The sequence below is a fragment of the Streptomyces pactum genome, assembly GCF_002005225.1.
Taxonomy (GTDB): Bacteria; Actinomycetota; Actinomycetes; order Streptomycetales; family Streptomycetaceae; genus Streptomyces; species Streptomyces pactum_A.
Genome location: NZ_CP019724.1, coordinates 7710278 through 7735623 on the forward strand (window position 1 = coordinate 7710278; position 25346 = coordinate 7735623).

Annotated in this window: 20 protein-coding genes; 3 read left to right on the plus strand and 17 right to left on the minus strand. The window is 72.4% G+C overall.

Going from position 1 to position 25346, the window contains the following annotated elements:
• Nucleotides 1–65 precede the first annotated feature (65 nt).
• The 9 genes from B1H29_RS33770 to B1H29_RS33805 form a co-directional block, all read right to left on the minus strand.
• Nucleotides 66–1799 carry a PP2C family protein-serine/threonine phosphatase gene (locus tag B1H29_RS33770; protein ID WP_055420329.1) on the minus strand — a complete coding sequence of 578 codons (1734 nt, stop codon included), beginning with the start codon at nt 1797–1799 and terminating at the stop codon, nt 66–68.
• The gene (locus B1H29_RS38295) at nt 1796–1945 is read right to left on the minus strand and encodes a hypothetical protein (RefSeq protein ID WP_159027872.1); all 150 of its coding nucleotides are present in this window, start codon (nt 1943–1945) and stop codon (nt 1796–1798) included. The genes B1H29_RS33770 and B1H29_RS38295 overlap by 4 nt, the downstream gene beginning before the upstream one ends.
• The gene (locus B1H29_RS33775; RefSeq protein ID WP_055420328.1) at nt 1942–3006 is read right to left on the minus strand and encodes an ATP-binding SpoIIE family protein phosphatase; all 1065 of its coding nucleotides are present in this window, start codon (nt 3004–3006) and stop codon (nt 1942–1944) included. Before B1H29_RS33775 ends, B1H29_RS38295 begins: the two co-directional genes overlap by 4 nt.
• Nucleotides 3006–3446, minus strand: a complete 441-nt coding sequence (locus B1H29_RS33780; protein ID WP_055420327.1) for an anti-sigma regulatory factor — start codon at nt 3444–3446, stop codon at nt 3006–3008. Before B1H29_RS33780 ends, B1H29_RS33775 begins: the two co-directional genes overlap by 1 nt.
• Nucleotides 3446–3889, minus strand: coding sequence for an STAS domain-containing protein (locus B1H29_RS33785; RefSeq protein WP_055420326.1), 444 nt, complete (start codon nt 3887–3889; stop codon nt 3446–3448). The genes B1H29_RS33780 and B1H29_RS33785 overlap by 1 nt, the downstream gene beginning before the upstream one ends.
• On the minus strand, nt 3886–4782 hold the full coding sequence (locus B1H29_RS33790) for an STAS domain-containing protein (RefSeq protein ID WP_055420893.1): 897 nt from the start codon (nt 4780–4782) through the stop codon (nt 3886–3888). The genes B1H29_RS33785 and B1H29_RS33790 overlap by 4 nt, the downstream gene beginning before the upstream one ends.
• A 157-nt stretch (nt 4783–4939) precedes the next feature.
• Nucleotides 4940–5332, minus strand: a complete 393-nt coding sequence (locus B1H29_RS33795; RefSeq protein WP_055420325.1) for an STAS domain-containing protein — start codon at nt 5330–5332, stop codon at nt 4940–4942.
• A 118-nt stretch (nt 5333–5450) separates the two neighbouring features.
• Nucleotides 5451–7958: a SpoIIE family protein phosphatase gene (locus B1H29_RS33800; RefSeq protein ID WP_055420324.1), complete on the minus strand. Its 2508-nt coding sequence runs from the start codon at nt 7956–7958 to the stop codon at nt 5451–5453.
• A gap of 97 nt (nt 7959–8055) precedes the next feature.
• Nucleotides 8056–12051, minus strand: coding sequence for a HAMP domain-containing protein (locus B1H29_RS33805; protein WP_079160610.1), 3996 nt, complete (start codon nt 12049–12051; stop codon nt 8056–8058).
• Between the two features lie 401 nt (nt 12052–12452).
• Here B1H29_RS33805 and B1H29_RS33810 point away from each other — a divergent pair, with 401 nt between their 5' ends.
• The gene (locus B1H29_RS33810; RefSeq protein WP_079160611.1) at nt 12453–12818 is read left to right on the plus strand and encodes a PRC-barrel domain-containing protein; all 366 of its coding nucleotides are present in this window, start codon (nt 12453–12455) and stop codon (nt 12816–12818) included.
• 46 nt (nt 12819–12864) lie between these two features.
• Nucleotides 12865–13317 (plus strand): ATP-binding protein, encoded by a 453-nt coding sequence (locus B1H29_RS33815; RefSeq protein ID WP_055420892.1) that lies wholly within the window; start codon nt 12865–12867, stop codon nt 13315–13317.
• 9 nt (nt 13318–13326) lie between these two features.
• Here B1H29_RS33815 and B1H29_RS33820 read toward each other — a convergent pair whose 3' ends face one another.
• Complete coding sequence (locus B1H29_RS33820) at nt 13327–13761, minus strand: ATP-binding protein (RefSeq protein WP_055420321.1); 435 nt, start codon at nt 13759–13761, stop codon at nt 13327–13329.
• 335 nt (nt 13762–14096) lie between these two features.
• Nucleotides 14097–16004, minus strand: a complete 1908-nt coding sequence (locus B1H29_RS33825) for an AMP-dependent synthetase/ligase (protein WP_055420320.1) — start codon at nt 16002–16004, stop codon at nt 14097–14099.
• Nucleotides 16005–16158: 154 nt separating this feature from the next.
• Between B1H29_RS33825 and B1H29_RS33830 the strand changes: the two genes are divergently transcribed.
• A complete protein-coding gene (locus tag B1H29_RS33830) occupies nt 16159–16392 on the plus strand; it encodes a DUF6480 family protein (RefSeq protein ID WP_055420891.1) in 234 nt (77 codons plus the stop codon).
• A gap of 33 nt (nt 16393–16425) precedes the next feature.
• On the opposite strand, the gene B1H29_RS33835 is transcribed toward B1H29_RS33830, so the two are convergent.
• The 6 genes from B1H29_RS33835 to B1H29_RS33860 form a co-directional block, all read right to left on the minus strand.
• Complete coding sequence (locus B1H29_RS33835; protein WP_055420319.1) at nt 16426–17517, minus strand: glutamate--cysteine ligase 2; 1092 nt, start codon at nt 17515–17517, stop codon at nt 16426–16428.
• 112 nt (nt 17518–17629) lie between these two features.
• Nucleotides 17630–19852 carry a 1,4-alpha-glucan branching enzyme gene (glgB, locus tag B1H29_RS33840; protein ID WP_055420318.1) on the minus strand — a complete coding sequence of 741 codons (2223 nt, stop codon included), beginning with the start codon at nt 19850–19852 and terminating at the stop codon, nt 17630–17632.
• Between the two features lie 3 nt (nt 19853–19855).
• Nucleotides 19856–21217 (minus strand): maltokinase N-terminal cap-like domain-containing protein, encoded by a 1362-nt coding sequence (locus B1H29_RS33845; RefSeq protein WP_055420317.1) that lies wholly within the window; start codon nt 21215–21217, stop codon nt 19856–19858.
• 28 nt (nt 21218–21245) lie between these two features.
• Nucleotides 21246–22982, minus strand: coding sequence for a maltose alpha-D-glucosyltransferase (treS, locus tag B1H29_RS33850; protein WP_055420316.1), 1737 nt, complete (start codon nt 22980–22982; stop codon nt 21246–21248).
• Nucleotides 22979–24979, minus strand: coding sequence for an alpha-1,4-glucan--maltose-1-phosphate maltosyltransferase (locus B1H29_RS33855; protein WP_079160612.1), 2001 nt, complete (start codon nt 24977–24979; stop codon nt 22979–22981). The genes treS and B1H29_RS33855 overlap by 4 nt, the downstream gene beginning before the upstream one ends.
• 52 nt (nt 24980–25031) lie before the next feature.
• The gene (locus B1H29_RS33860; RefSeq protein WP_055420315.1) at nt 25032–25304 is read right to left on the minus strand and encodes a DUF5133 domain-containing protein; all 273 of its coding nucleotides are present in this window, start codon (nt 25302–25304) and stop codon (nt 25032–25034) included.
• Nucleotides 25305–25346 lie beyond the last annotated feature (42 nt).

Below are 25346 nucleotides of genomic sequence, written 5' to 3' on the forward strand. Positions count from 1 at the left end.
GGGAGTGAACGGGCCGGGACTTCTCCGCGGGCCGGTCGTGACCCGGCCGGTGCCGGGCGGGGTGGTCAGCCGGACCCGCGCGTGTGGCAGAGCAGCAGGCACACGTCGTCGTCCCGCTCGGAGTCGCTGAGCAGGGGACGCAGGATGCCGTCCGCCGAACCCTCCAGGTCCGACTCCAGCTCCGCCGAGCCGAACGAGCCGAGCGCCTCCGCCAGCCGCGCGATGCCCGGGTCGATGCCCAGGGCTCGCCGCTCGATCAGGCCGTCCGTGTACAGCGCGAGCGTCGAACCAGGCGCCAGCGGCACGGTGTGGTCGGCGATCTCCTGCTTCAGCGGGATGCCGAGCATCGCACCCGGTTTGGCGTCCAGGGTCCGGACCCGGCCGTCCGGGGTACGCAGCACCGGCGGCGGATGGCCCGCGGCGGCCCACGTCAGGGTGGGGTCGTCGGGGTGGAAACGCGCGATGACGGCGGTGGCGAACAGGTCGGGCTGGAGGTGGTGCAGGAACGTGTGCAGCCGGGTCAGGAGCCGGCCCGGGCTGCCGCCGTCGACGGCGTAGGCACGCAGCGCGGTGCGCAGTTGGCTCATCATCACGGCCGCGCGCAGCCCGTGCCCGGTCACGTCGCCGACCACGGCGATGACAGCGCCGTCGGGCTGACGGAACGCGTCGTACCAGTCGCCGCCCACGTTCAGCCCGTGCGTGGCGGGCAGATAACGCGCGGCCAGGCCGAGTCCCGGCGGGGCGGGCAGTTCCGTCAGCAGGGCCCGCTGGAGGGTTTCCGCGATGTCGCGGTTGTGCTGGTAGCGCTGGGCGTGGTCGATCGCGGTACTGGCCCGGCGGGTCAGCTCGATCAGCATGACGGCGTCGTCCGGGTTCCAGCGCTCCCCGGGCGGGGACAGGGTCACCACGCCCAGGGGCGCCTGCCGTGTCGGCAGCGGGATGCACAGCAGGGGGCGTTCCGGGGCCAGCGCCGAGGGAGGCTGGTCGTCGACGCCGGGCAGGCCGCCGGGGTGCGCGGCGGCGTACTGGGGCCGCCCCGTGCGGGCGGCGACCACGGCGGCCGCCGCGTGGGCGGGACCCGGACGGTCGCCTTCCTGGTCGAACAGCCAGACGTCGACGCTCGCGGCGTACTCGGGCACCAGCAGTTCCGGCAGGCGGCGCACGATCTCGTGGTGGTCGAGCGACGCCGTCAGCACCGCGCTCGCGTCCGCCAGGAACGTCAGTCTGCGACGGGCGTTCTCCGCCTCCGTACGCGCCTTGCGCTCGGCGGCGAACGCCTCCCGCTGGGCCCGTCCGGCGGCGTCCAGTTCGGCGTGCAGTGCCACGACGCCCTGGTTCGTCTGGTGCAGCTCCTCCCGGTGGAACTCGACCAGGTTCTCCTGCTCGGTGAGCCTGTCCAGCACCAGCGCGGTGTCCTCGTCGGCCCCCAGCAGGGCCTCGGCGAGCGCGGCCGGGTCGTCCGCCGCGACGTCGGCATCGGCGACCGGCACGGCCTCGGGGCAGGGCACGGTGACCCGCCACGGGGGTTCCCCGGCGGCAGCGGCGTCGCGCGAGGGCGTCAGCACGGCGTGCAGCACACCCTCCCCGGCCTCCGGCGTGGCGCGCGAAGCCGTGCCCGCCTCCACCGTGAGCCGCCAGGTACCGCCCTTGGCCAGGCACAACCGCAACTGCGCCCCGAGCGAGGCCGCCAGCCGCGCCCGCTCCAGAGGCGGCACACCGTAGGCCGCGGCCAGGCGTGCGGTGGTGATGCGTGCCTGGGCCGCGTCGGTGATGTCGGTGATGTGCCAGGCTCGGGTCATGGGTGGTCCAGCGGGGTCGGGGCCGGACCGGTCGCGGTGGTGTCGGCCGCGAGCCGCCGGTGTTCGAGGGGTGGTACGCCGTGGGTCGCGTGGGCGGTGGCGGTGCGCGCCCCCGCCGCGTCGGTGAGGTGGCGGGGACCGGTCATCGGGCATCCGGTGGGGTCGGGGCCAGTACGGCCACGGCGGTGTCGTCCCGCACCGGGCGGGCCGAACTGCTGGCGTCACGGACCGTCACGGCCGCCGTCACCGCCGGGTCGGCCGCCGTGCGGCAGGTGTCGGGCGTCGGGGCCCAGCGGCTCGGCAGACCGTCGCTGTGCAGGACCAGCACCCGGTCGTCCGCCCAGGCCGCCTCCTCCTCGCGCAGGGTGGTGGGCCGGTGGGTGCCGACGATGCCGGGCCGGGACACCAGGTGCCGCCAGGTGCCGCCCGCGCACAGCCGCGCCCCGATGTTGCCGATGCCGGCGAACCTGAGCACCGCGGCACGCGTGTCCACCTGGGCCACCGCGACGGCCGCGCCGCGGGTGCCGCTCAGCGCCGTGTCGAGCCGCCGCAGGGCCTCGGCGGGCGCGAGGTGTGCCGAACCGCGCAGCGCCTCGACGGCGGCGGTCGAGGCGCGGGCCGCATCCGGGCCGTGGCCGAGCCCGTCGGCCAGCATCAGCGTGACCCGGTCCCCGGACCGGACCCAGGCCCAGGCGTCGCCCGAGTAGTCGTCCCCGCCGAAGGGGACGTTCACCGCGCCGGCCCGTACCCTCCCCGCTGGACCGGGCTCGGCGGCACCGCCGCCGGACGGGGAGCCGACCCGGGCGATCACCACCGTGCCCCGCCCGGGAACGCTGTGCAGGTCGAAGTCGTCGGCGAGGCGCGCGCAGGTGCCGAGACCGGCACCGAGGGAGCTCGTGGTGGTGAAACCGTCGCGCAGGGCGGCGGACACGTCGGGGATCCCGGGACCGTGGTCGACCGTGGCGATCTGCACGAGTCGGCTCTCGTCACGGTCCACCGCGAGGACGGGCGGAGCGACGACGTCGATGAGGACCTGGCCGCCCCCGGCGTGCTTGAGCAGATTGGTGGCCAGCTCGGTCGCCACCAGCGCCGCGGTGGCGGTGCGCTGCTCGTCCAGCCCGGCCAGGGCCGCCGCGTGCTCCGCGGCCACCCGGGCGTCACGCACCCGGGTCGAGTCGTGCACCGGGACGTCCCACACGCGCGGCATCAGGACTCCTCACGCGGGCGGGGCGCCCGGCCCACCCAGGAGGTCACGCGGACGGTGGTGCCCGCGCCCGGGCTGCTCTCGATCGCGAAGTCGTGCACCAGGCGCCGCGCCCCGCCCAGCCCCATGCCCAGTCCGCCCCCCGAGGTGAAGCCGTCGCTGAGCGCCTGCTCCAGGTCCGCGATGCCCGGCCCCTCGTCGCTGAAGGTCAGTCGCAGCCCCTGTACGCCTGCCTCGGAGACCGGTTCCGTCTCCATCGATCCACCGCCGCCGTACACGAGCGTGTTGCGGGCCAGTTCGCTGGCAGCCGTGACCAGCTTCGTCTGGTCGACCAGGCCGAAGCCGAGCTGGGCGGCCGCCTGCCGCACGTGCTGACGTACCCACACCAGATCCATGTCCGAACGGATCGGCAGGCGGGCCTGGGCGCCCGCGGCAGTGTGCATCACGGACTCTCCTGGCGCAGGCCGCCGAAGCGGGACGACGGAGCGTGCCGCGTCAGCAGGTCCATGGCCACCTCGGTACTGAGCGCGGTGTGCACGCCCGGCAGTGTCAGACCCAGCTCCACCAGGGTGATCGCGACCGCCGGCCGCATGCCGACCACCACGCTGCGCGCGGCCAGCAGCTCGGTCTGACCGGCGATCTCCGCCAGGACCCGGCCGAGGAAGGAGTCGACGATCTCCACACCGGAGATGTCGATGATCACACCGGTGATCACACCGGTGGTCCCGGTGCGGGAGATGGTCTCGGCGAGGTCCTGCTGGAGCTGCTGCGCCGTGCTGTCGTGCAGGTCTCCCTGCAGCGTGACCAGCAGCACCTCGCCGAGCCGGAGGACCGGGACATGACCCGTCACGGGACCCGCCTGGGGCCCCGGGAATGATTCGTTCACCGCGCGACCGGCCCGTTCGCCACGGGGTTCACGATGCCGACCCCGAGCTGGTGCAGCACGTGCCCCAGCGCGTCGGCGAGGCTCGCCCGGGTGACCACGGTGCCCAGGTCCAGGCCGAGGTGGACCATGGTCTGCGCGATCGCCGGCCGGATGCCGGAGACGATGCACTCGGCGCCCATCAGCCGGGCCGCCGCGACCGTCTTCATCAGGTGCTGGGCCACCAGCGAGTCCACGGTCGGCACCCCGGTGATGTCCAGGATCGCGTAGCGCGCCTGCTGCTCCACGATGGACTCCAGCAGGGTCTCCATGACGACCTGGCTGCGGGCACTGTCGAGTGTTCCGATCAGCGGGACGGCCACGATGCCGTCCCACAGTTTTATGACGGGCGTGGCCACCTCCATCAACTGCAGCCGCTGGCGGTCGATGAGCGCCTGCCCCTCGCTGAGCGCCGTCTGCATGACCACGACCCGCAGGGTGCCCATCAGCACACTCAGCGTGGTCACGCAGGCTCGCGCGTCGTCGGCCGAGGCGTCCGGCAGATCCGCCAGGAGCAGGTTCTCGACCGGCGGACGCAGGGTGGCCAGCTCGCTCGACACCTGGGCGGTGCTCAGACCCGCCCGCGAGCGGGCCGCCCCCATCCGCGCCAACTGCTCGCGCACCGTCGTGAATCCGGCGGCGTCCGGGTCCTCCACCCGTGCCGCGTCGGCCACTTGGGCCAGCGCGTCCACCACGGCCTTGCCCGCCTCGACCGCCTCGTCGCGCGAGACGGTGAACACCGCCCGGAACAAGGGCTCGTCCGCCCACCGCTGGGCGATCTGCTCACGACGGCGCCGCAAGAAGTCCCTGACCTCGGTCGTCGGCGATACCGCTGTTCCCTCCGCCTGCTCCGGCACCTGTTCCACTCCTCATCCGCGTTGCGCCGCACAGCCCCGGGAGGCGACGTGACGGCGACGTGACTCTGCCGGGCGACAACTGTAACCACCCGCCGACCTCGTACGACACCTGCTCCCGCGCGAACGGTCCGGATGAGCGCCGGTTAGGAGGCGGAACTCACACCTCCGGTACCCGCGGCCCCTCCGGCCGGGCGTCGACGCGGGCGAGCGCCTCGTCGATGCTCTCGGAGACCGGCACCGTGATGCTCACCCCCGTCAGATCCAGAACGCGCCGCACCGCGGCGGTGGGCGAGATGATGTGCACGCTGCCCGGCAGCTCGCGTGCCTCCTGGTAGACCCGCAGGATGATGTTCATGCCGGACGAGTCCATGAACGGCACCTCGGAAAGGTCCAGCAGGAAGTGCCGCCGGCCGTGGTGCAGTTGGTTGGCCAGATGGTGCTGGAACTCGGTCGCGGTGTCGACGTCCAGGTAGCCCTCCACCTTGAGCAGCGCGACCTCCTCACGGGGCAGGGTCACCTCGACGGACAGCGGGTTCTGGGCTATGGGCACGTGTACCTCCAACAAAAACGGCCGTGCGGTGGGGTGTCATGTACCGCCGCGCCCGGCGGTTACCCCCGAATCCGTACGTCACACCCGCCCGGCCGGGACCGGAATCCAGTGCCCCGCGTCACCCGACCCGGATGCCCACGAGACACGTGTCGTCGTCCGTGTCCGACCTGCTGTAGGTGAGCAGCCGGTCCAGGTGCTGATCGAGGGTGTTCGGTGTCGGGCGGACGGTGCTCAGCAACTGGTCCAGCGCCTCCTCCACCGAGCGGTCGCGGCGTTCGATCAGACCGTCGGTGTACATGAGCAGGGTGTCCTCGCCGGCCAGCCGCACCTCGTCCTCCTCGTACGCCGCCTCGGCCACCGCGCCCAGCAGCATGCCCCTGAGCAGCGGCAGCGGCTTGGCCTCCGGGCCCCGGACCAGCACCGGCGGCAGATGGCCCGCCCTGGCCCAGCGCAGCGTGCGCCGGGCCGGGTCGTAGAGACCGCACACCGCCGTGGCCGTGACCCCGCCCGTCAGATGGTGTGCCACGATGTTGAGCCACGACAGCAACTGTCCCGGCCCCGCACCGGTCACCGCGAGACCGCGCAGCGCGTTGCGCAGGACGACCATGCTGGTCGCGGCCTCTATGCCGTGGCCGGCCACGTCCCCCACGCACAGCAGCACCCGTCCGCTCGGCAGCATCACCGCGTCGTACCAGTCGCCGCCCACCAACTGCTCCGTCTCGGCGGGCCGGTACCGGACGGCCACCTGGAGGTCCGGCACCCTGAGCGGGGTCTGGGCCGGCGGCATGATGGCGTGCTGCAACTGCAGGGTCAGCCGGTTGCGTTCGATGGCCTGCTGCTCACTGTGGGCGAGCTGGTCGCGCGTCGCGGCGAGCGCCACCTCGGTCCAGTGCTGTGCCGAGATGTCCTGATAGGCGCCCCGTACCGCGAGCAGGCGGTCGTCGGTGTCCAGGACCGGTTCGGCCACCGCCCGGACGTGCCGGGTCACCCCGTCCGGCCGCTGCAGCCGGAACCCCGCCGACGCCGGCCGCCGGTGGTGCAGCAGCGTGCGCAGGAACCGGCCGATGGTGACGGCGTCGTCCGGGTGGGCGTGCGCGGTCAGCTCCTCCAGCGGTACCGGCGTACTCGTTTGCGGACGCCCGTACAGGTCGTAGAGCTGCCCGTTCCAGGTGATCTCGCCGGTCAGCAGGTTCTCCTCGAAGCCGCCGATCCGGCCGAGGCGCTGGGCGTGCTGGAGCAGGCTGGCCAGCCGGGCGGCCTCGTCCTCGATGCGCCAGATGAGCAGCACGGCGTTGCCGTGCCGGCTGACGCTGATGTCCGCGACCGCCGACAGCGGCACCTGGTCCACCAGGGCGGTCAGGTTCATCCGCCGGGCCCGGAACGGCTCGCCGGTGGCGTACACCCGCTCCACGTTCTGGAACAGCTCGCTGTCCCCGGCGGCCATCGGATAGGCCTCCAGCAGGAGCGCGCCGCCCACGACCGCACGCGGCCGCCCGGCGGGGTCCAGGAAGCGCTTGTTCACGTGCTGGATGCGGAAGTCCGCCAGGTGACCGTCGGCGTCCAGATGCGGCACCAGGACAAGCGCGGGGTCGTACAGCCCGTCCGCCAGGTCCATCAGCTCCACCGCGTCCGGCATGACCCGCGGCTCCTGCCCGGCGCCGCGCGGCGGCGTGTACGACTCCAGCGTGTGCGCGCACAGCTCCGCCAGGGCCTCCACCTGACGGACCACCTGGGGCGGCTGCGGGGCCAGCGGCACCGGCCAGGCGATCTCCAGCACGCCGTGCAGGCGCCCCCCGGTACCGGCCGGCACGGCCACCCTGCCGCCGTGCGGGTACTGGTGCCGGCCCACGCTGGGCAGCCCGGTCCCGGACAGGGAAGTGATCCACTGGCCCGCGCGCTCGGTCAGCCCGCACCGGGCCACCGTCGCCACGTCCGGCGGCACGTAACGCCAGCGGGTGGCCTCGGCCGGCGAGAATCCCGCGCTGCCGGCCAGCGTGAGCGACCCGTCGTAGCCGGCCGCCCAGATGGCCACGGCGACCGCGCCGAGCGGGCGCAGCGCCTGCTCCAGCAGGGCGTCGGCCACGGCCTGCGTGTCGTTCGCGGCCAGCGCGCCGCTCTCGGCCGCCCGCAGGCGCACGGCGGCAGACTCGGCCACCGCCTCCCCGGCCTCCGTGTCCACCGCGCCGTCCTCGGCGGACGCGGCCTGCACGGCGGCGGTGGCCGTCAAGAACGCGTCCGTCACCTCCGACATCCGGTCCCGGGCCGCCTGGTTGATGACGTCGACCGCGAACTCCAGAGGCGTCACCTGGGACTGCTCGGCCAGCTCGGCGAGCTGCCGGGCGGCCTGCGCCGGGCCGCATCCGAGCCGGGCCACCAGGATGCCCTTGGCGAGCTCGATCAGGGCCCGGCCCTCGGCCTCCGCCTGGGCGGCCCGCACCTCGCGGCTGAGCCGGTCCACCGTGGCCGCCAGCCTCCCCACCGGCGACTGCGGGGTCATTCCGCGCGGGTCCGCGGCCGGCCCGTCGACCGCGCGGGACCGCGGCGGCCCGGGTGCCGGGGGCGGCGCGGCGGACGCCTCGCGCGGCGCGCCGCCGGCCGGTTCACGTGGCTGCTCGGAGGTGTTCACGATGGGGACGCTCCTCGGCTGGGTTCCGCCACGGAGCACGACGGGACGCGCCGCGCACCGCCCGGCCCACCGGTGTACGGGACGGGGGCCGGCGCGCTCATGCGGGCAGCCACCGCCTCACGCAGGCCATGAGGTCGTGGGTGTCGACGGGCTTGGTGACGTAGTCGCTGGCGCCCGAGGCGAGGCTCTTCTCCCGGTCGCCGGGCATCGCCTTCGCCGTCACCGCGATGATCGGCAGCTCGGCGTACCGGGGCATCCGGCGGATCTCGGCCGTCGCCGTGTACCCGTCCATCTCCGGCATCATCACGTCCATCAGGACCAGCGCGACGTCCGGGTGGGCCAGCAGCGTCTCGATGCCCCGGCGCCCGTTCTCCGCGTGCAGGACCCGGAAACCGTGGAGCTCCAGGATGCCGCTGAGCGCGAAGAGGTTCCGGGCGTCGTCGTCGACGACGAGGACGGTCCGCCCGGCCGGCGAGTCGCCCACGGCCTCGGGGACCGGGCTCCGCGGCTCCTCGGGCCGGACCAGGGAGAGCACGTCCCCGGGCTCCTCGGCGGCCAGGTGCAGCGCGATGCGCTCCCGCAGTTCGTCGAGGCTGGACAGGAACTCCAGTGCCCCACCCTCCGCCCCGGCGCGCAGGCTCTCCTCCAGCGCCGCGTCCGCGCGGTGACCGCTGTGCACGAGCACCGGCACGCTCGGCGGCGCCGAGTCGTCGCGCAACGCCTCCAGGAAGCGGGACGCCTCCGAGTCCGGCATGCCCAGCTCCAGGACGACGCAGTGGCACGGCTCGGCCGCCAGCGCGCCGACGGCCTCCTGCGCCCCCACGGCCGTGATGACGTCGAGCGGCGGCCGGTCGCCCGTGTCGTCCCGTCCGTGCGTCAGGTCCGCGATCACGCTCTCCGCGACGAGGGTCAGCAGACCGCGCGGACGCTCCTCCACGACGAGCAGCCGCCGCGGTCGCTGCCGGTGGCCGCCGGTGATCTCGGGCACCGGCGCCGTGCGGGCGAGCGCGTCGGCGGCAGGGGCGACCTGGGCGTGTTCCGGGCCGCGGGCCAGCAGCTCCTCGAAGTCGGGCCGGGCCACGGGCAGGAACAGCGTGAAGGTGCTGCCCCGGTCGGGCGTGCTGTCCACCGTGACGGCGCCGCCGAGCAACTGGGCGATCTCCCGGGTGATGGACAGTCCGAGTCCGGTGCCCCCGTACTTGCGGCTGGTCGTGCCGTCCGCCTGCTGGAAGGCGCCGAAGATCGACTCCAGGTTCTGCTCGGGGATGCCGATGCCCGTGTCCTTCACCCGGAAGGCCACCACGGCACCGCCCCGCAGCACGCCCGCGGGCACCTCGTCGTCCGGCGCCGGCTCGACGGCCAGCTCCACCCCGCCCCGCTCGGTGAACTTCACCGCGTTGGACAGCAGGTTGCGCAGCACCTGGCGCAGCCGGGAGTCGTCGGTCAGCAGGTCCGCCGGCGCTCCGGCGGCCGTCGTCACCTTGAACTCCAGACCCTTCTGCGACGTCATCGGCCGGAAGGTGGCCTCGACGTACTCGATGAGCTGCCGCAGCGTCACGCGTTCGGGGGCGACGTCCATCTTCCCCGCCTCGACCTTCGACAGGTCCAGGATGTCGTTGATGAGCTGGAGCAGGTCCGAGCCCGCGGAGTGGATGATGCCCGCGTACTCGACCTGCTTCGGGGTGAGGTTGCGCGACGGGTTCTGGGCGAGGAGCTGGGCGAGGATGAGCAGGCTGTTGAGCGGGGTGCGCAGCTCGTGGCTCATGTTGGCCAGGAACTCCGACTTGTACTTCGAGGCCAGCGACAACTGCTGGGCCCGGGCCTCCAGCTCCTGCCGGGCCTGCTCGATCTGCAGGTTCTTCGCCTCGATGTCCCGGTTCTGCGTCACCAGCAGGGACGCCTTGTCCTCCAGCTCGGCGTTGGAGCGCTGGAGCTCCTCCTGCTGCACCTGGAGCTCCGCGGAGCGGGCCTGGAGTTCGGCGGTCAGCCGCTGCGACTCGGCGAGGAGCTCGTCGGTACGGGCGTTGGCCACGATCGTGTTGACGTTCACGCCGATGGTCTCCATCAGCATTTCCAGGAAGTCCCGGTGGATCTGCGTGAACGAGGTGACCGACGCCAGCTCGATCACGCCGAGAACCTGCCCCTCGACCACGATGGGCACCAGCACCAGAGCGGCCGGCACGACCTCGCCGAGTCCCGAGGAGATGGTCACGTAGCCCGGCGGAAGCTCGTCCACCATGATGGTGCGCCGGCTGCGCGCGGCCTGGCCGACCAGAGTGCGGCCGAAGGCGATGCGGATGGGCCTGCTCGCCTCCCCGGGGTATCCGTAGGAGCCGACGAGCCGCAGCTCGGGCCCGTCGTCGCCGTCCTCGGCCAGATAGAACGCGCCGTACTGGGCCGACACCAGCGGGACCAGCTCGTCCATGATCAGCTCGGCGACCACGGGCAGGTCCCGGTGCCCCTGCATCAGGCCGGAGATCCGGGCGAGGTTGGTCTTGAGCCAGTCCTGCTCCTGGTTGGCCCGCGTGGTCTCGCGCAGGGACTCCACCATGGAGTTGATGTTGTCCTTCAGCTCGGCGACCTCGCCCGAAGCCTCCACGTCGATGGAGCGGGTCAGGTCGCCCTCGGCGACGGCGGAGGTGACCCCGGCGATCGCGCGGACCTGGCGGGTGAGGTTGCCGGCCAGCTCGTTGACGTTCTCCGTGAGGCGCTTCCAGGTGCCGGAGACGCCCTCCACCTCGGCCTGGCCGCCGAGCCGGCCCTCGGTGCCGACCTCGCGGGCGACGCGGGTGACCTCGTCGGCGAAGGCGGAGAGCTGGTCGACCATCGTGTTGATGGTCGTCTTCAGCTCCAGGATCTCGCCGCGCGCGTCGACGTCGATCTTCTTCGAGAGGTCGCCCCGGGCCACCGCGGTCGTCACCAGCGCGATGTTGCGGACCTGGCCGGTGAGGTTGTTGGCCATGGAGTTGACGTTGTCGGTGAGGTCCTTCCAGGTCCCGGCGACGTTCGGCACGTGCGCCTGGCCGCCGAGCCGGCCCTCGGTGCCGACCTCGCGGGCGACGCGGGTGACCTCGTCGGCGAACGCCGACAGCGTGTCGACCATCGTGTTGATGACGTCGGCCAGCGCCGCGACCTCGCCCTTGGCCTCGACGGTGATCCGCTGCGACAGGTCGCCGCGCGCCACGGCGGTGGCCACCTGGGCGATGGAGCGGACCTGGCCGGTGAGGTTGTTGGCCATGGAGTTGACGTTGTCGGTCAGGTCCTTCCAGGTACCCGACACACCGCGCACCTGCGCGCGCCCGCCCAGGTTGCCCTCGGTGCCGACCTCGCGGGCGACGCGGGTGACCTCGTCGGCGAAGGCGGAGAGCTGGTCGACCATCGTGTTGATGGTGTTCTTCAGCTCGAGGATCTCGCCGCGGGCGTCGACGGTGATCTTCTGGGAGAGGTCGCCCTCGGCCACGGCGGTCGCCACCTGCGCGACGTTGCGGACCTGGCTGGTCAGGTTGCCCGCCATGAAGTTCACCGAGTCGGTGAGGTCGCGCCACGTGCCCCTGACGCCCTGGACGTCGGCCTGGCCGCCGAGGCGTCCGTCGGTGCCGACCTCGCGGGCGACGCGGGTGACCTCGTCGGCGAAGGCGGAGAGCTGGTCGACCATCGTGTTGATGGTGTTCTTCAGCTCGAGGATCTCGCCGCGGGCGTCCACGTCGATCTTCTGGGAGAGGTCGCCCTCGGCCACGGCCGTGGCGACCTGGGCGATGTCACGGACCTGGGTGGTCAGGTTCCCCGCCATGGCGTTGACCGAGTCCGTCAGGTCCGCCCAGGTGCCCGAGACGCCCGGCACCTTCGCCTGACCGCCGAGGGTCCCCTCCGTGCCCACCTCGCGCGACACCCGGGTGACCTCGGAGGTGAACACGGACAACTGGTCCACCATGCCGTTGAAGACCTTGGCGATGTCGCCCATCAGGCCGTCCGCCTCGTCCGGCAGACGGGTGCCGAAGTCGCCGTCCCGCACGGCCGTCAGGCCCGCCAGGAGGCGCCGCAACTCCTGATCGCCCGGAACCGTGTCGACGGTTCCGGTGCTGTCGCTGGTCATGCGCACCCTCGTTCCGCTCCCCAGGAGTCCTCGGACCGAGGACTCGACAACCCCCTTGGGACGGATTGCCCGGCCCGGTCTTTCGTGCGTGCGTTCCCGCAGTTCACGGATCCGTCCCGTGCGGAACTGCCCCATGAGAAAAATACGCCAGAGGCTAACCCAGGTCGCGGGTCCGAACAAAGCGGGACGTCACCCGGCGGAGTGCGGTCCCGGCCGGGTACCCCGCGCCCGCGGGACCGGCCGCGGGGTACCCGGCCGGACCCCGCCGCCGCCGATTGGCCCACCGGGCCCGAATGCGGCGGCCCGGGCCGGGTATCTGCTGCTGTGGAGCCGGTCCGGCCCGGGGCGTCGGCCCGGCCCGGCAGTCGTCACCGACGCGGGAGGGAAGGGACAGCGTGCCGATGGAGAGCATCTGGTCGTACGCGGCGGGCAGTGGCCACACGGAGGGCCAGGACCTGACGGGCTGCACCGTCGTCGCGAACGACGGCACCATCGGTCACGTGGACCGCCAGGCCGACCACTTCGGCATGCGGCACCTGGTCGTCGACACCGGCGTCTGGGTCTTCGGCCGGAGCGTGCTCGTGCCGGTCGGCATGATCAGGGGCATCGACCCGAAGGCCCGCACGGTCACCGTCGCCTGCAGCAGGGCGGAGGTCAAGGCCGCGCCCCGGTTCCGGACCGACAGCGAGACGATGGACCGGGAGTACCTGGCGTCCGTCGGCGACTACTACCACCGGCTGCCGCCGCAGGACACCGCCGCGGGCTGACCCGGTGCCGAACGACAGCACGGCGAACACCAGGGACACCACTGACATGAAACCATCCGACGGGATCACCACGGCCTCGCCCGGCTTCGCGCCGTCCGGCGCACCGGCACCGGGCGCCGTGACCAGTGCGGCGACGGCACGCGCGTACGCGGAGTCCGTGGCGCGCGCGCGAGGGGGCCCGGGCCGCGGGGTTCGGCAGGAGGACGTCGTCGACCTGCTGCTCGTGGTCTCCGAGCTGGTCACCAACGCGATCCTGCACGGCGGCGGACTGGCCGGCTTCGAGGTCCGGCCCACGGCCGAGGGCGTGTGGGTCGTGGTCCACGACAACAGCGCGGTGGTACCCCGGGCCGCTTCGGCGTTCCCCACCACACACCACGGGAGCGGCTACGGCTGGCCGCTCGTCGCCCGGCTGGCCCGCGACATCGTCGTCGACCCGCATCCCGGCGGCGGCAAGTCGATCAGCGTGCTGGTGCCCCTGCGCGACGCGGACGTCCGCTGACCGGAGCGGTCACCAGGGCAGGAAGACGTGGATGTCCTTGCCCCGCTCGCCGGTGACGACGCTCACCTGGTCGGACAGGGTGTGGATCAGATGCCAGCCGATGCCCCCGCCGCCGTTGCCCGGATGGAAGGGACGCGGCGCCGGTTCGGTCGTACTCGTGTCGTGCATCACCACGTGCACGCCGTCGAAGGTCCGGCGCAGCCGAAGCGTGAACGGTCCCGGCGCGTACTGCACCGCGTTCGCCGCCAGCTCCGTGACGACCAGAAGGATGTCGTCCCAGTGCTCGGGCTGCGAGGGGGGTGACGCACGGGCCAGGTCGTAGAGGAATTCCTCCGCGACCAGGCGCGCACCGGTCACATTGTGCAGCTCCCCGGTGAAGCTGGCGGTGCGATTCGTGATCTCCTCGGAAGCCAGTGTCCTGTCCCAACGCGACTCGGCTGCCATTTCGCCTTCCCGGCCCGGCATCGGCCGGGCGTCGTCCTTCTTCGCATTCCCTTCGTTTGTTAGTTCCCGTGCCGACCGACCCTACGCGCCTCGTTGTGCCGGGCCGGGGCCCGGTGGCCCGCGGTGACAGCTCCGTCACCCACGGCCCGTTTCCCCGGGAGCACAGGAGAGCGCGAGGGAACCCGGAAGGCCGGACACACCGGGTCCCGATGACCGGTTACGGCGGCTGCCTGCCACGCCGTCCGGGTCACACACGGCGGGCACACCGCACGACGACAGCGCGGGCGCGCCGGTACCTCACCGGCGCGCCCGCGCATGTGTGCCGAAGTGCCCGGTCACCGGAAGAACACGTTGTCCGAGTCCTCCCAGCCGGCCGGCTCCTGGGGCGGTGCCGGCGGACGGCCGTGCGACCGCGCCTCGTACATCGCGTCGATCTCGAAGGCGTAGGTCCGTACGATCTCGTCCCGCCGCAGCTTCATCGACGGGGTGAGCATTCCGTTGGCCACGTCGAACGGATCGGGCAGGACGCGGAAGACCCGGATGGACTCCGAGCGCGACACGGCACTGTTGGCCGCGGCGACGGCCCGCGCGACCTCCTCCCGCAGCGCGTTCTCCTCGCGTGCCTCCCGGACCGGGGCGTCCCCCTGCAGGGCCAGGCCCGCCCGCCAGTGCGTCAAGAACTCCGGGTCGAGCGTGATCAGGGCGCCGACACAGGGCCGGTTGTCGCCCACGACCACCGCCTGGTGGACGAGCGGATGCATGCGCAGCCGCTGCTCCAGGGCGGCCGGGGCCACGCTCTTGCCGCCGCTGGTGATGATGATGTCCTTCTTGCGGCCCGTGATCGCCAGATAGTTCTCGTCGTCCAGGTGCCCGAGGTCCCCGGTGGCCAGCCAGCCGCCGCGCAGCACCTCGAGGGTGGCGGCCTCGTCACCGATGTACCCCTGGAACAGGGACGGCCCGCGCACCAGGATCTCCCCGTCGTCGGCCACCCTGATCTCCATCCCGGGCAGCGGCTGGCCCACCGTGCCGGACTTCTCCCGGCCCAGCGGCTGCATCGTCAGCCCGCCGCTGGTCTCCGTCAGGCCGTAGCCGTCGTGGACGTAGACGCCGATGCCCTCGAAGAAGAGGGACAGTTCGCGGCTGAGGGGTGAACCACCGGACGTCGCGCGGCGCACCCGTCCGCCCAGCGCGCTCCGCAGCCGGCGGTACACCGTCCGCTCGTACAAGGCGTGCTGGAGGCGCAGGTCGAGGCCGGGCCCCGCGCCCCTGCCCAGCCGCTGGCGTTCCAGCGCGGCGGCGAAGTCCCGCGCCGTCTCGGCGGCCCGCTCGAACAGCGCCCCGCGGCCCGCCTTCTGGGCCGTGCGCAGGAAGTTCTTGTAGAGCTTCTCGAGAACCGACGGGACGGCGTAGAGGTACGTCGGGCGCAAGGAGCGCAGCGCCGAGGACAGCGCTTCCGCGGTCATCGCCGGCTCGTGCCCCATGAGCAGTCCGCCCCGGACGCACAGGCTCTGGATCATCAGTCCGTACACGTGCGAGAACGGCAGGAAGGCCAGGACGACGCCCTGCTCCCCGGGCGGCGCCACCGTGTGGCCCCAGCCCGCGATCAGCGTGTCGCACGGACTGGCCAGGCCCCGGTGGCTCAGCGCGCAGCCCATGGCGCGGCCGGACGTGCCGGAGGTGTAGGCGACGACCGCCGTGGAGTCCGGCAGCACGATGCGGCGCATGGAGTCGACGGTGGCGAAGGGGAGGAACTCGCCGCGCGCCACGAGCGTGTCCATCACGCCCGCGTCCAACTGCCAGACGTGGCGCAGGGACGGCAGCGACGCGCACACGGAGCCGACGGTCATCACACTCTGCTCGTCCTCGACCACCACGGCCACACAGCCGGCGTCCCGCAGGATCCACTCGACCTGGTCGCGCGAGGAGGTCGGATAGATCGGTACGACCTCGGCGCCCACCGCCCACAGCGCATAGCTGAAGACCGTCCACTCGTAGCGGGTGCGGGCCAGGATCGCCACCCGGTCGCCCGGCGAGATCCCGCACGCGATCAGCCCCTTGGCCAGGTCGACCACCTCGTCACGGAACTCCACGGCGGTCACCTCCCGCCAGACGGCCGGGTCGGCGTCGGAACGGCGGGCGAGCATCGGCAGCGTCGGATTTCGGGCGGCGGTCTCGAAGAGGCTGTCGGCGAGCCCGCCGGTCAGGGGCGAAAGGGGCGGGGGAGCGAGAGCGAGGTCGCGCATGCGCTGGCTCCTGACGTGTACGGACGGTGACAACGCCGACGAGCACCGTCATCGGCCGTGCTCGGAATCTAGCGGAGCCGCAGGCGGCGGGGGGCCGGGACGGCGGAAGTGTGCCCGCCTGGTGATCTCGGCCGGATCGGGGGACTCGGACGGTATGAGCTATACGAACCCCGACCCGGAACCCGAACGCACCACCGGACTGGAACAGGGAGGCGGTGTGCCGCCCGGCGAGACCCCGCCGGGAGAGAGCAGCACGTCCGAGGCGGGCCCGTGGGAGGGCAACAACCCGCCCAAGGGCTGGGCCAAGGCGCCCCTGGCCGTGATCCTCGTCCTGGTGCTCCTCGTCGCGGCGGGCTTCCTGGGGTACGCCCTGGTCCTGATCCTCTGAGGACGCTCGAGGAACGACGGCCCCCGGGGCGTCTCAGGCCGCCTGAGTACGGCGTACGCACTCGGTGACGACGTCCCGCAGGCTGCCGGTGCGCTCCAGCAGCTCGCGCTGCACCCGGGCACCGTTGCCGTGCCGCAGCAGGGCGGCGACGCCCTCCCGTACCCGGTCGAGGTCGCCGTCGGCGGCCAGCGCCTCCCCGACGTGGTCCAGCAGCGCCCGTACGACCGTCTCGGCCGGCATCCGCCGCATCGTGGCGGGATGCAGCAGTTCCTCCGTCAGCCCGGACCGGGCCGCCCGCCAGGCCGCGAGGCGCAGCAGGCTCACACTGTGCGCGGCCGGCTCCCCGCCCTCCCGCCACTCGCGTGCGGCCGTGTCGACCAGCGCGCGGGCCAGGGCGGCGACGACGACGGCCGTCCCGGCGTCCAGGCAGACGTCCGCGACCCGGAACTCGACCGTCGGGTACCGCTGGGACAGCCGGACGTCGAAGTAGATCATCCCGTCGTCGAGGATCGTGCCGGTGGCCAGCATGTCCGCGACCCGGCGGTGATAGGTCTCCGCCGAACCGAACAGCTCCGTCGGCCCGGCCGACGGCCAGCGCTGCCAGACCCGGCTGCGATAGCTGCTGTAGGAGGAGTCCCTGCCCTGCCAGAACGGGGAGTTCGCGCTCAGCGCGGTCAGCACCGGCAACCAGGGCCGCACCCGGTCGATCACCGCGACGCCCTCCTCGTCGGACTCCACCGAGACGTGCACGTGGCAGCCCAGGACGAGCTGCTCCTGGACCACGACGCCGTACTGGTCGGCCATCCACTCGTAGCGGCGGTTCACGCCGATGGAGGGGGTGACCGGCAGCGGCGACGTGGCGAGCGCGGCCACGGCACAGCCGATCTCCCCGGCGTGCCGCCCGGCCTCCTCACGGCAGCGGACGATCTCCGCGTGCAGCCGCTCCATGTCGGCCTGCGGATGCGTGGCGAACTCGAGCATCTGCTCGTGCAGTTCCTTCTCGAACACGTCCTGCCCGGCGTCGCCCAGCGAGACCCGGGCGAGCACGGCGGCGGACAGGGCCCGCGGCTCGCCGGTCTCGGGGTCGACCAGGAGGAGTTCCTCCTCCACTCCGACGGTGCGCACGTGGTGCCGCCTTTCTGTGGGCCCGGTCGCGGCGACGACGAGGGGTTCTCGTGTCGCAGGCCCACCGTCTGCCCCGGGAGGGCGGCCGGACACCTGGTCGCGCCGCCGCGCCTCACAGGGCGTACGGCATCAGCCACACCGTGGCCAGCGGAGGCAGCGTGACCCGGATGCTCCCGTCCTCGGGCTTGACCGGGTCGGGGCCGGTCACGCCCGAGCCGCCGTACCGCTCGGCGTCGGTGTTGAGCACCTCCTGCCAGGCGACGGCCTCGTCGCCGACGGCGAGCCCGTAATCGTGCCGGACGACCGGGGAGAAGTTCGACACCGACAGCAGCGCGGTGCCGTCCGCCGCGAACCGCAGGAACGCGAAGACGTTGTCCTCGGCCGCGTCCACGGCGACCCACCGGAAACCGGCCGGATCGGTGTCGCGCTGCCACAGGGCCGGGGTCCGCCCGTAGCGGGTGTTGAGGTCGCGGACCAGGTCCTGGATCCCCCGGTGGTCGCCCGCCGAGTGGTACCCCTCGTCGAGCAGCCACCACTCCGGTCCCTGCTTCTCCGACCACTCGGCGCCCTGCGCGAACTCCTGTCCCATGAAGAGGAGCTGCTTGCCGGGGTGCGCCCACATGAACCCGAGGTAGGCGCGGACGTTCGCCCGCCGCTGCCACCAGTCACCGGGCATCTTCGACACGAGCGCCTGCTTGCCGTGCACCACCTCGTCGTGGGAGATCGGCAGGCAGTAGTTCTCGCTGTAGGCGTACACCATCGAGAAGGTCATCTCGTGGTGGTGGTACTTGCGGTGCACCGGCTCGTGCGCGACGTACTCCAGCGAGTCGTGCATCCAGCCCATGTTCCACTTCAGCCCGAAGCCGAGCCCGCCGGTGTCGGTGGGCCGGGTCACCCCGCCCCACGCGGTCGACTCCTCGGCGATGGTCACCACGCCGGGGCAGCGCCGGTAGACGGTCGCGTTCATCTCCTGGAGGAACGCCATCGCCGCCAGGTCCTCCCGGCCGCCGTACTGGTTGGGCTCCCACTGACCGGAGTCACGCGAGTAGTCGAGGTAGAGCATCGAGGCGACCGCGTCGACGCGCAGCCCGTCGATGTGGAACTCCTCGCACCAGTACACCGCGTTCGCCACCAGGAAGTTGCGCACCTCGGTCCGCGCGAAGTCGAACGTGTACGTCCCCCAGTCCGGGTGCTCCGCACGCCGGGAGTCCCCGGGCTCGTACAGCGGGTCCCCGTCGAAGCGGGCCAGCGCCCAGTCGTCCTTCGGGAAGTGCGCCGGCACCCAGTCCATGATCACGCCGATCCCCGCCCGGTGCAGGGCGTCGACCAGGTACCGGAAGTCGTCGGGCGAGCCGAGGCGCGCGGTCGGCGCGTAGAAGCCGGTGACCTGGTAGCCCCAGGACGGCCCGTAGGGGTGCTCGGCGACCGGCATCAGCTCGACATGGGTGAAGCCCAGGTCCTTGACGTACGCGGGCAGCGCCTCGGCCAGTTGGCGGTAGGTCAGCCCCGGCCGCCAGGACGGCAGGTGCACCTCGTACACGGAGAACGGCGCCTCGTGCACGGGCGTCTCGGCCCGGGTCCGCATCCACTCCCCGTCGCCCCAGTCGTACGCCGAGGCGGTCACCACGGACGCGGTGTTCGGGGGCTCCTCGGCCGCGCGGGCCATCGGGTCGGCCTTGAGGAACCGGTGACCGTACCGGGAGTGGATCTCGAACTTGTACCGGGTGCCCTCGCCGACGCCCGGCAGGAACAGCTCCCACACCCCGGACGAGCCCAGCGAGCGCATCGGGAACGCCGTGCCGTCCCAGTGGGTGAAGTCCGTGGCGACCCGCACCCCCTGGGCGTTCGGCGCCCACACCGTGAACCGGGTGCCGGCGACGCCCTCGTGGGTCATCGGCTCCGCGCCGAGGGCCTGCCAGAGCTGCTCGTGCCGGCCCTCGGCGATCAGGTGCAGGTCGAGCTCGCCGAGGGCGGGCAGGAAGCGGTACGGGTCGTGCGTCTCCCGCTCGCCCTCCTCGTACGCCACGACGAGGGTGTACGCCGGGATCTTCGCCAGCGGCAGGACCCCGGAGAAGAGACCGTCCTCCTCCGACACGAGGCCGTGGCGCTCGCCGTCGACGACCACGCTCACCTCGCGGGCGAACGGGCGCAGCGCCCGGAAGGCGACACCGCCCGGGACGAGGTGGGCACCGAGCAGGGCGTGCGGATCGTGGTGGGCGCCCGCCAGGAGGCGCCCCCGGTCGGTCGGGTCGAGGGGCGGGGCGGTTGCGCACGCACCGGGGGCGGACGGGACGGGACCGGACGGCTCGGGGAGCGAGGTGTCGCGGAGGGCCACGGGTCAGTCTCCTCTCACGGCGAGTCGTTCGATCGCCGCCATGGGTACGGGAAGCCAGTCGGGGCGGTGCCGGGCCTCGTACAGCACCTCATACACGGCGCGGTCCGTCTCGTAGGCGCGCAGCAGGCCGTGCTTCTTACGGGGGTCCCACCCGGCGCGGGCGGCGTATCCGGCGCAGAACGCCTCCCGGCAGCGGCGCGCCCACTCGGGGCGCCACGGGCGGCGCTGCCGGGCGGCGTAGTCGAAGGAGCGCAGCATGCCCGCGATGTCCCGCACGGGGGAGTGGGCGCTGCGCCGTTCGGACAGGGGCCGGGACGGCTCGCCCTCGAAGTCGATGACGAACCAGTCCCGTCCGGCCCGCAGCACCTGGCCGAGGTGCAGGTCGCCGTGGATGCGCTGGGCGGGCGGCCCGGAGTCGCAGGTGGACAGCGCCGCGAAGGCCGCCCGCAGCCCGGGTACGAAGGGCTGCAGCGCCGGTACGCAGTGCGCGGCGGCGGTCAGCCGCTCGGTCATCGCCGCCGCCGTCCGGTCGTTCTCCCCGGGGGGACCGGCCGGGAAGGCCGAGGCCAGCGCGAGGTGCACGTCGGCCATCGCCCGCCCCAGTTCGTGGGCCTGGAGGGTGAAGTCGTCCCCGGCCGCCAAAGCGTTCAGGGACAGGGTCCAGCCGTCGGAGGCGTCGTGCAGGAACGGCTGGAGCACGCCGAGGGTCGCCTCGTAGGGATGGGTCGTCCGCATCCACGCCACCGGTGCCGGGACCCGTCCGCAGCCCTGCCGGGCCAGTGCGTCCGGTACCTCCAGGTCGGGGTTGACCCCGGGCTGGACGCGCCGGAAGAGCTTCAGGATGAACTCGTCGCCGTAGATCAGCGAGGAGTTGGACTGCTCGGCGTCCAGCAGCCGCGGTACGAGTCCGCCGGGCACCGGCCGCGAGGGGTCGGACTCGAAACGCAGCGGGCCCGCCTTGCCGGGGTGCCTGAGACGTTCCAGGAGCAACTGGGCCGACCGGGGGTCGTGCAGCGCGTCGTAGACCGTCCGGCCGGCCAGCGGGCCGTCCTGCACCTGCCCGATGAGCGCCCGGCCCAGACGCGGCGACGGCTGCTCGCGCACGCCCAGCAGCAGTTGGTAGCAGTCGCCGGCCGGGGGAGTGCCGCCCGGGGCGGGCACGGAACCCTGCCCCGCGTGCACCAGGAGGTGCAGACAGCCCGGGAAGAGCTCGGTCATCGACAGCAGGCCGAGCTCGGCCACGGGCCGGTCCTTGCCCGCGAACCAGCGCTGGCGCGGCAGCCACTGACGCAGCAGCTCGCCGAGCGACGACATGGGCTCGGCGAGATGCCCGCGTCTCGGGCGCAGGGGTGCGGTCTTCGGCATGGTGGCGCGTCCTTTCCTCGGCCCACGCTCAAAGGCGGCGGCCGATGCGGGATGCGACTCGGGTGAGCCGGAACCAGTAGAAGCCGTGGCCCCCGAGGGTCAGCAGGTACGGCAGTTCGCCGATGGCGGGGAAGCGGACTCCGCCGAACAGCTCCACCGGATGGCGTCCGGCGAACTCCCGCAGGTCGAGTTCGGTGGGCTGGGCGAACCGCGCGAAGTTGTTCACGCACAGCACCAGGTCGTCCCCCTCTTGCCCGGTCGCGGGGGCCTCCCGCAGGAAGGCGAGGACCGCGGGGTTGGAGGAGGGCAGCTCGGTGTAGGTGCCCAGGCCGAAGGCGCGATTCTGCTTGCGGATCTCGATCATGCGGCGGGTCCAGTGCAGCAGGGACGAGGGCGAGGCCATGGACGCCTCGACGTTCGTCACCTGGTAGCCGTAGACCGGGTCCATGATCGTCGGCAGGTACAGCCGCCCCGGATCGCAGGTCGAGAAGCCGGCGTTGCGGTCCGGGGTCCACTGCATCGGGGTGCGCACCGCGTCGCGGTCGCCGAGCCAGATGTTGTCGCCCATCCCGATCTCGTCGCCGTAGTAGAGGATCGGCGAGCCGGGCAGGGAGAGCAGCAGGGCCGTGAACAGCTCGATCTGGTCGCGGTCGTTGTCGAGCAGGGTGGCGAGCCGGCGCCGGATGCCGATGTTGGCGCGCATGCGCGGGTCCTTGGCGTACTCCGCGTACATGTAGTCGCGTTCCTCGTCGGTGACCATCTCCAGGGTCAGCTCGTCGTGGTTGCGCAGGAAGATGCCCCACTGGCAGCCGGACGGGATGGCCGGGGTCTTGGCGAGGATTTCGGAGACCGGGTAGCGGGACTCGCGGCGTACGGCCATGAAGATGCGCGGCATGACCGGGAAGTGGAACGCCATGTGGCACTCGTCGCCGCCCGCCGCGTAGTCGCCGAAGTAGTCGACGACGTCCTCCGGCCACTGGTTGGCCTCCGCCAGCAGCACGGTGTCGGGGTAGTGCAGGTCGATCTCGCGGCGGACGCGCTTGAGGAACTCGTGGCTGGCGGGCAGGTTCTCGCAGTTGGTGCCCTCTTCGGCGTACAGATAGGGCACGGCGTCGAGGCGGTAACCGTCCACGCCCAGGTCCAGCCAGAACTTCAGGGCGGCCAGCATCTCCTCCCGCACGGCCGGGTTCTCGTAGTTGAGGTCGGGCTGGTGGGAGAAGAAGCGGTGCCAGTAGTACTGCCCGCGGACCGGGTCGTAGGTCCAGTTGGACGCCTCGGTGTCGACGAAGATGATGCGGGCGTCGGAGTACCGGGTGTCGTCGTCCGCCCAGACGTAGTAGTCGCCGTAGGGGCCCTCGGGGTCCCTGCGGGACTCCTGGAACCACGGGTGCTGGTCGCTGGTGTGGTTCATGACGAAGTCGATGATCACGCGCATGCCGCGCTGGTGGGCGGCGTCCACGAACTCGACGAAGTCGGCCAGGTCGCCGAACTCGGGCAGCACGGCCGTGTAGTCGGAGACGTCGTAGCCGCCGTCGCGCAGCGGTGACTTGAAGAAGGGCGGGAGCCAGAGGCAGTCCACGCCCAGCCACTGCAGGTAGTCCAGCTTGGCGGTGAGGCCCTTGAGGTCACCTACGCCGTCGCCGTTGCTGTCCTGGAAGGAGCGGACGAGGACCTCGTAGAAGACGGCTCGCTTGAACCAGTCCGGGTCACGGTCCTTGACCGGGGTGTCCTCGAATTTGTCCGGCACGGGCTCGTTCACGGTCATGAGGCTCCTGACCCTCCGTTCTGGGGCGTGGCGGCCGACGGCAGGCGGACGTGGAAGACGTGCGCGGGGGCCCGGCCGGGCTCCAGCCGCACGTAGTTCGTGCGGCCCCAGTGGTAGGTCTCGCCCGTGAGCTCGTCGTGGACCGGTACCGACTCGTGCCGGTCGAGTCCGAGTTGCGGCATGTCGAGCGAGATCGTCGCCTCCTGGGTGCGGTGGGGATCGAGGTTGGCTACCACCAGCACCACGTCGGATCCCACGCGCTTGCTGTACGCGATCAGCGCGTCGTTGTCGGTCCGGTGGAAGCGCAGGTTCCTGAGCCGGTGCAGCGCGGGATGGTCGCGCCGGATGGTGTTGAGCTGGGTGATGAGGGGGGCGATGGTGGTGCCCTCGCGGGCGGCGGTGGCCCAGTCGCGGGGTTTGAGCTGGTACTTCTCGCTGTCGAGGTATTCCTCGCCGCCTTCGCGCAGGGGGGTGTTCTCGCAGAGTTCGTAGCCGCTGTAGATGCCCCAGGTGGGGGAGAGGGTGGCGGCCAGGACGGCGCGGACCTCGAAGGCGGGGCGGCCGCCGTGCTGGAGGTAGGCGTGCAGGATGTCGGGGGTGTTGGTGAAGAGGTTGGGCCGCATGTAGGAGGCGGCGTCCCCCGTCAGTTCGGTGAGGTACTCCGTCAGTTCCTGTTTGGTGTTGCGCCAGGTGAAGTAGGTGTAGGACTGCTGGAAGCCGATCTGGGCCAGGGTGTGCATCATCGCGGGGCGGGTGAAGGCCTCCGCCAGGAAGATGACGTCGGGGTCGCGGCGGTTGATCTCGCCGAGGACCCTCTCCCAGAAGACGACGGGTTTGGTGTGGGGGTTGTCGACGCGGAAGATGCGCACCCCGTGGTCCATCCAGAAGCGCAGGACGCGGACGGTTTCGGCGACGAGTCCGTCGAGGTCGGCGTCGAAGGCGATGGGGTAGATGTCCTGGTACTTCTTGGGCGGGTTCTCGGCGTGGGCGATGGTGCCGTCGGGGCGGTGGTGGAACCAGTCGGGGTGTTTGTGGACCCAGGGGTGGTCGGGGGAGCACTGGAGGGCGAAGTCGAGGGCGACTTCCAGGCCGTGGTGGGCGGCCCGGGTGACGAAGTGGTCGAAGTCGTCGATGGTGCCGAGGGCGGGGTGGACGGTGTCGTGGCCGCCTTCGGGGGAGCCGATGGCCCAGGGGACGCCGACGTCGTCGGGGGTGGCGGAGAGGGTGTTGTTGCGGCCCTTGCGGTGGGTGGTGCCGATGGGGTGGACGGGTGGGAGGTAGACGACGTCGAAGCCCATGGCGGCGATGGCGGGCAGCCGGCGTTCGGCGGTGCGGAAGGTGCCGTGGGGCCGGTCGGGGGTGCCTTCGGAGCGGGGGAAGAACTCGTACCAGGCGCCGTACAGGGCGCGTTCGCGTTCCACGAGCAGGGGCAGCGGGTCGGAGGTGGTGACCAGTTCCCGCAGCGGATGCCGGGCCAGTACCGCGTCCACCCGGGGCGTCAACGCCGCCGCCAGCCGGGTGGCCACGGGCAGCGTGTCGTCGAGCAGGGCGGCCGCGGCGGCCAGCACCACGGCACGTCCGGCGTCCTTCGGAACGCCCGCGGCGGCCCGCCGGTACAGCTCGGCGCCCTCCTCCAGGACGAGGCCGGTGTCGATACCGGCCGGCACCTTGATGCGCGCGTGGTGCTTCCAGGTGGCGACGGGGTCGCTCCACGCCTCCACCCGGTAGGTCCACTCGCCCGGGGCGGCCGGGGTGACCTCGGCGCCCCAGCGGTCGCTGCCCGGGGCCAGCTCCCGCATCGGGGTCCACGGGCCCGGCCGGCCCTCGGGGTCCTTCAGCACGACGTTGGCGGCGACCGCGTCGTGCCCCTCGCGGAACACGGTGGCGGTGACCTGGAACGTCTCTCCCGCCACCGCCTTCGCCGGGCGCCTGCCGTACTCCACCACCGGGTGGACGTCCCGTACCGGGATACGTCCGATGCCCACGGTCGCACTCATCCGTTCTCACCTCCGCCGTGCTCGGGGCCGGGCCGCAGCCCGGCCGTTCGGGTCAAGCCGCGCCGGAGGGGGTCTTCCGCCCCGCCGGGGAGAGCCGGTCCACCTGTTCCTGCGGATGGGTGACCAGGTTCGTTCGCAGATACCGTTCGGCGGCATCCGCGGCCTCGCGTGCGCACCGCTTTCCCATCAGTACGCACAGGGTGTAGCCGGAGTCCTCGAAGGTGGACCGGACGCCCACGTCCGCCGGCGACGCGAGCATCGAGCGTTCCCAGGCGCGGTAACGCCTAAGCTGCCGGGCGACTTCGCTCTTCGCGGGAAGCAGCATGGCCCTTCACCTTCCGGACGGTCCGGGGGTACGGACGATGGA

What these genes read in the sequence shown, in the direction of transcription:
- B1H29_RS33770 (WP_055420329.1), bottom strand. Translation starts at nt 1,799, where the DNA reads ATGACCCGAGCCTGGCACATCACCGACATCACCGACGCGGCCCAGGCA.
- B1H29_RS38295 (WP_159027872.1), bottom strand. Translation starts at nt 1,945, where the DNA reads ATGACCGGTCCCCGCCACCTCACCGACGCGGCGGGGGCGCGCACCGCC.
- B1H29_RS33775 (WP_055420328.1), bottom strand. Translation starts at nt 3,006, where the DNA reads ATGCCGCGCGTGTGGGACGTCCCGGTGCACGACTCGACCCGGGTGCGT.
- B1H29_RS33780 (WP_055420327.1), bottom strand. Translation starts at nt 3,446, where the DNA reads ATGCACACTGCCGCGGGCGCCCAGGCCCGCCTGCCGATCCGTTCGGAC.
- B1H29_RS33805 (WP_079160610.1), bottom strand. Translation starts at nt 12,051, where the DNA reads ATGACCAGCGACAGCACCGGAACCGTCGACACGGTTCCGGGCGATCAG.
- B1H29_RS33810 (WP_079160611.1), top strand. Translation starts at nt 12,453, where the DNA reads ATGGAGAGCATCTGGTCGTACGCGGCGGGCAGTGGCCACACGGAGGGC.
- B1H29_RS33815 (WP_055420892.1), top strand. Translation starts at nt 12,865, where the DNA reads ATGAAACCATCCGACGGGATCACCACGGCCTCGCCCGGCTTCGCGCCG.
- B1H29_RS33820 (WP_055420321.1), bottom strand. Translation starts at nt 13,761, where the DNA reads ATGGCAGCCGAGTCGCGTTGGGACAGGACACTGGCTTCCGAGGAGATC.
- B1H29_RS33825 (WP_055420320.1), bottom strand. Translation starts at nt 16,004, where the DNA reads ATGCGCGACCTCGCTCTCGCTCCCCCGCCCCTTTCGCCCCTGACCGGC.
- B1H29_RS33830 (WP_055420891.1), top strand. Translation starts at nt 16,159, where the DNA reads ATGAGCTATACGAACCCCGACCCGGAACCCGAACGCACCACCGGACTG.
- B1H29_RS33845 (WP_055420317.1), bottom strand. Translation starts at nt 21,217, where the DNA reads ATGCCGAAGACCGCACCCCTGCGCCCGAGACGCGGGCATCTCGCCGAG.
- treS (WP_055420316.1), bottom strand. Translation starts at nt 22,982, where the DNA reads ATGACCGTGAACGAGCCCGTGCCGGACAAATTCGAGGACACCCCGGTC.
- B1H29_RS33855 (WP_079160612.1), bottom strand. Translation starts at nt 24,979, where the DNA reads ATGAGTGCGACCGTGGGCATCGGACGTATCCCGGTACGGGACGTCCAC.
- B1H29_RS33860 (WP_055420315.1), bottom strand. Translation starts at nt 25,304, where the DNA reads ATGCTGCTTCCCGCGAAGAGCGAAGTCGCCCGGCAGCTTAGGCGTTAC.